The 5,048-nt window shown below is 42.3% G+C and carries 5 protein-coding genes; all 5 read left to right on the forward strand.

Features of this window, described 5'->3' with window-relative positions; translation table 11 throughout:
• Positions 1 to 566: sensor histidine kinase (locus tag WBM98_RS08625; RefSeq protein ID WP_424365617.1), on the forward strand; the 566-nt coding region annotated here is incomplete at its 5' end.
• 19 nt (positions 567 to 585) lie between these two features.
• Positions 586 to 948, forward strand: a complete 363-nt coding sequence (locus tag WBM98_RS08630) for a response regulator transcription factor (protein WP_424365618.1) — start codon at positions 586 to 588, stop codon at positions 946 to 948.
• 51 nt (positions 949 to 999) lie between these two features.
• Entirely contained in the window at positions 1,000 to 1,224 is a 225-nt protein-coding gene (locus tag WBM98_RS08635) for a hypothetical protein (protein ID WP_424365619.1), read from the forward strand.
• A complete protein-coding gene (locus WBM98_RS08640) occupies positions 1,221 to 3,113 on the forward strand; it encodes an AMP-binding protein (RefSeq protein WP_424365620.1) in 1,893 nt (630 codons plus the stop codon). The genes WBM98_RS08635 and WBM98_RS08640 overlap by 4 nt, the downstream gene beginning before the upstream one ends.
• A gap of 12 nt (positions 3,114 to 3,125) precedes the next feature.
• Entirely contained in the window at positions 3,126 to 5,033 is a 1,908-nt protein-coding gene (acs, locus tag WBM98_RS08645; RefSeq protein WP_424365621.1) for an acetate--CoA ligase, read from the forward strand.
• Positions 5,034 to 5,048 lie beyond the last annotated feature (15 nt).

Genomic DNA, 5,048 nt, shown 5'->3' on the forward strand with positions numbered 1-5,048 from the left:
GACAAAATTTCCTAAAGAATATCGTAAGTGATTCCGATCGTTTGTCCCGACTTATCAATAACATACTCGATTTTGAGAACCTATCTTCGGGAAGACAACAACTCCACCTTAAGAAAAGAAACATTCAAAAGACCTTAAAGAAAGCCATTGGCAATATTCAGCATATCGCTGCCAATAAAGACATTAAGATCGTGAACAACAACAGCTTCAATTTTGAACTGCCCTATGATGAGGATAGGATTCTTCAAGTACTTACCAATTTACTGTCAAACGCCATCAAATTCTGTGAACCAAAAAAAGGAGTTATCACCTTGGATTATAAATTAGGGAATGATTGTATCGAAATTTATGTGAAGGACAACGGAAAAGGCATACCCGATGAGGATATAAATTATATTTTCGAGAAATTCTATCAATCAAAAAACCAAAATACCATCAAGCCCCAGGGAAGTGGATTGGGTTTGGCGATAAGCAAACAGATCATCGAAAAGCACCATGGTAGTATTTGGGTCGAAAAAGGGACGAAAGTTGGTGCTACCTTTGGTTTTAAACTACCTTTTAATTAAATTGTAGGCATTATAGGGAATGAAAAAGATATTGATTGTCGATGATGAACCGAATATTGTAATGACCTTGGAATACGCTTTCAAAAAAAAAGATTTTGAGGTGTACATTGCAAGAGATGGTGGTGAGGCATTACAAATTCTGGAAAAAAACATTCCTGATGTGGTTTTATTGGATATTATGATGCCCAATGTTGATGGGTATCAAACCTTGCAACACATCAAGAAGACAGAAGCGCTCAAGAGCACAAAAGTAGTGTTCCTGACTGCAAAGAATAAAGAATCGGATATTGAGAAAGGGATACAACTTGGCGCTGATAAATATTTGACCAAGCCATTTTCAGTAAAAAAAATAGTTTCAGAAATACTAGGACTACTTAATTAACCATTGGTTTTGTGTGCAAACAACACCTTTGTCTAATTAAAGTATGTTAAAATGAAAATACGTCTTAACCCACTGGCATCAGATATCTTTATCTGTATATATGCTATTGTGTCCCTTTTCCTGCGTTTTAAATATGAGAGCAAAACCACCATAAGTCCAATGAACTCTATCGTCATGGGCATTTGTTTCGTGGTTATACTTTGGGTCTTGATCAAACTCAAGATACTGAATCCGAATTGGTTTGGACTGTTCAACCCTAAAAACCCGAAACCATGAACTATCAGGAATTCTATAAAAAGAGCATTGAAAGTCCAGTTCCGTTCTGGAAAGAGCAATCACAAAGAATAGGCTGGTACCATCAGCCCACAGACATCCTATCAAAGGATGTAAATGGGTATCCGCAGTGGTTTGCCGATGGTAAATTAAATTTGTCGTATCTCTGTATCGATAAACATATTGAAGATGGCTTCGGGAGGCAAAACGCCGTTATTTATGATTCCCCGGTTACAAACACCAAGGAGCTTATCACCTATAATCGCCTGCTCAAAGAAGTATCGAAATTGGCAGGAGCCTTAAAAGATCTTGGACTCGAAAAGGGGGATACCGCGATTATTTATATGCCAATGATTCCCCAAGCCTTATATGCAATGTTGGCATTTGCAAGAATCGGGGTCATCCATTCCGTGGTTTTCGGAGGATTCGCCCCCCACGAATTGGCCATAAGAATAGATGATTGTAAACCCAAAGTAATTCTTACAGCCTCCAGCGGAATTGAAATAGACCGTATTATTCCCTATAAACCCTATGTGGACAATGCCATTGAACTGGCAACACACAAACCAACCAATGTCATTATTTACCAAAGACATCTGGGAGCGGATACACCAAGTAAACCTTATGATGTTGATTACTTGGAAGCCGTGAAGAATGCCGTCCCCGCCGAACCCATAGCCGTAGAATCGACCCATCCTTCCTATATTTTATATACTTCAGGTACCACGGGTACACCTAAAGGTATCATTCGGGATACGGGGGGCTATGCCACAGCACTAAAATTCTCGATGAACTTTATTTATGGGGTTGCTCCTGGCGATGTCTATTGGGCAGCCAGCGATGTTGGTTGGGTGGTTGGCCATAGTTTTATCGTCTACGGTCCATTGATCAATCGAAATACGACCGTCCTCTTTGAAGGCAAGCCTATCAAAACCCCTGATGCCTCGACTTTTTGGAGGGTAATCAGTGAACATCGGGTAAAAGTAATGTTCACTGCCCCTACTGCCATTAGAGCGATAAAAAAGGAAGATCCAAATGGTGAGATGATGCAGGGGTACGATCTTTCATGCCTTAAATTCCAATTTCTTGCGGGAGAACGTTGCGATGTTTCCACATTAAGATGGACCGAAGAAAAACTCAAGGTCCCGGTTATCGACCACTGGTGGCAAACGGAATCTGGATGGCCTATGTTGGCCAATATGGCGGGACTGGAATTGGCAGAAATAAAACCAGGCTCTGCAACATTTCCGGTTTGTGGGTATGATATTCAAATACTAAACGAAGCAGGCGAAGTTTTAGAAGCCAATTCTGAGGGATATGTTGCTGTTCGATTGCCCTTACCTCCTGGAAATCTCTTGAATATATGGGGAAATCCCAAACGTTTCAAAGCTGGGTATTTAGAACGGTTTCCTGGGTATTATTTTTCAGGTGATGGTGGTTATAAGGATGGTGACGGATATGTGTATATCACCGGAAGGGTAGATGATGTCATCAACGTTGCCGGCCATAGATTATCGACCGCGGAAATGGAAGAAATCGTGGCATCCCATCCCTCTGTGGCGGAGTGTGCCGTAATCGGAATCAATGACGATCTCAAAGGCCAGATTCCCTTAGCCCTGGCGGTGGCGAAATCTGGGAATGAAATAGCAGAATCGGTGATCCAAAGCGAAATCATCAAGGAGGTTAGAAGTCAAATTGGTCCCGTAGCCTCCTTAAAACAGGTTATTTTGGTAAATCGATTGCCCAAGACACGTTCTGGAAAAATTCTGCGTAAATTGTTACGTAGAATTGCGGACAAGGAAGATTATAAGGTACCCTCGACCATTGATGACCCTAAAATTATCGATGAAATCGAACAGGTCTATAAAACACACAAAGTAGGATCCAACTAAAAACGAATTATAATGAGTAACTATCACATTAAACATTTAGAGGAATATTATCAGGTATATCGCAAGTCTGTAAGGAACCCAGAAGGTTTTTGGGAAGAAATCGCAGAGGAACATTTTGTCTGGCGTAAGAAATGGGACCAGGTATTGGAATGGGATTTCACCAAACCAGAGGTCAAATGGTTTCAAGGGGCAAAATTGAATATCACCGAAAACTGTATCGATAGACATTTACCCACCCGTAGAAACAAAACCGCAATCCTATTTGAACCCAATGACCCTAAAGAGGAAGCAGAGCATATTACGTATGGGCAACTGTACGAAAAGGTTTCTAAAATGGCCAATGTGCTAAAAAACAACGGCGTTGAAAAAGGGGATCGCGTATGTATTTATCTGCCGATGATCCCTGAGCTAACCTACGCCGTACTGGCTTGTGCCCGTATAGGCGCCATCCATTCCGTCGTTTTTGCCGGTTTTTCATCGAATGCACTTTCTACCCGAATCAATGATTCTGATTGCAAAATGGTCATTACCTCAGATGGATCTTTTAGAGGGAACAAATCCATCGATTTGAAGGGTATCGTTGATAAGGCATTGGAAGACTGTCCCGGAGTTAAAACCGTTTTGGTGGCAAAACGGATAAAAAGTGATATTGACATGAAGGAAGGGCGTGACAAATGGCTTGCACCCTTGATGTATGAGGCCCATGACCAATGTGATGCTGAAATCATGGATGCAGAAGACCCACTTTTTATTCTCTATACCTCTGGATCTACTGGAAAGCCTAAGGGAATGGTCCATACCTGCGGAGGGTACATGGTCTATACCGCCTATACGTTCAAAAACATCTTTCAATATCGCGAAGAGGATGTATATTGGTGTACTGCCGATATTGGTTGGATAACCGGGCACTCCTATATCGTTTATGGCCCTTTGGCCAACGGTGCTACTTCGGTCATGTTCGAAGGGATTCCCTCCTACCCTGACTTTGGACGATTCTGGGAAGTTGTTGAAAAACATAAGGTAAATCAGTTTTATACGGCTCCAACCGCTATCAGGGCCTTAGCTAAGGAAAATTTGGATTATTTAGAGAAATATGACCTATCTTCCTTAAAGGTTCTGGGTTCCGTAGGAGAGCCCATCAATGAGGAAGCTTGGCACTGGTACAACAACAATGTTGGGAAAAAGCATAGCCCCATCGTAGATACTTGGTGGCAAACGGAGACGGGAGGGATTATGATTTCACCCATACCGTATGTAACACCGACCACCCCCACCTTTGCCACATTACCCTTTATCGGGGTGCAACCTGCATTAATGGATGAGCAAGGCAATGAAATAAAAGGCAACCAAGTAGAGGGGCGTTTGTGCATTAAATTCCCTTGGCCATCGATTGCCAGGACTATTTGGGGCAATCATGAACGTTATCGGGACACTTATTTTTCAGCCTATAAGAATATGTACTTTACAGGTGATGGTGCCAGTAGGGACGCCGTGGGCTATTACAGGATCACCGGACGTGTCGATGATGTGATCATTGTGTCTGGCCACAACTTGGGAACTGCCCCTATCGAAGATGCCATAAATGAGCATCAGGCAGTGGCAGAATCCGCCATTGTAGGATTCCCCCATGATGTCAAAGGCAATGCGCTCTACGGCTTTGTAATCCTTAAGGAAACCGGGGAAGGTCGTGATAAGGATAATGTACGCAACGAAATCAATCAGCAGATTACCGAGCTTATCGGGCCTATAGCCAAATTGGACAAAATCCAATTTGTTTCTGGATTACCGAAAACGAGAAGTGGAAAGATCATGCGGCGCATCTTGCGTAAAATAGCGAGTAAGGATACGTCCAACTTGGGGGATACAAGTACCCTATTGAACCCGGAAGTTGTTCAGGAAATCATGGATAATGCCCTATAAGGCATAAAACAATAG

This window comes from Maribacter sp., assembly GCF_049667165.1.
GTDB lineage: Bacteria > Bacteroidota > Bacteroidia > Flavobacteriales > Flavobacteriaceae > Maribacter_A.

Coding starts and splice junctions, on each gene's coding strand:
- WBM98_RS08640 (WP_424365620.1), top strand. CDS start 1,221: ATGAACTATCAGGAATTCTATAAAAAGAGCATTGAAAGTCCAGTTCCG.
- WBM98_RS08630 (WP_424365618.1), top strand. CDS start 586: ATGAAAAAGATATTGATTGTCGATGATGAACCGAATATTGTAATGACC.
- acs (WP_424365621.1), top strand. CDS start 3,126: ATGAGTAACTATCACATTAAACATTTAGAGGAATATTATCAGGTATAT.
- WBM98_RS08635 (WP_424365619.1), top strand. CDS start 1,000: ATGAAAATACGTCTTAACCCACTGGCATCAGATATCTTTATCTGTATA.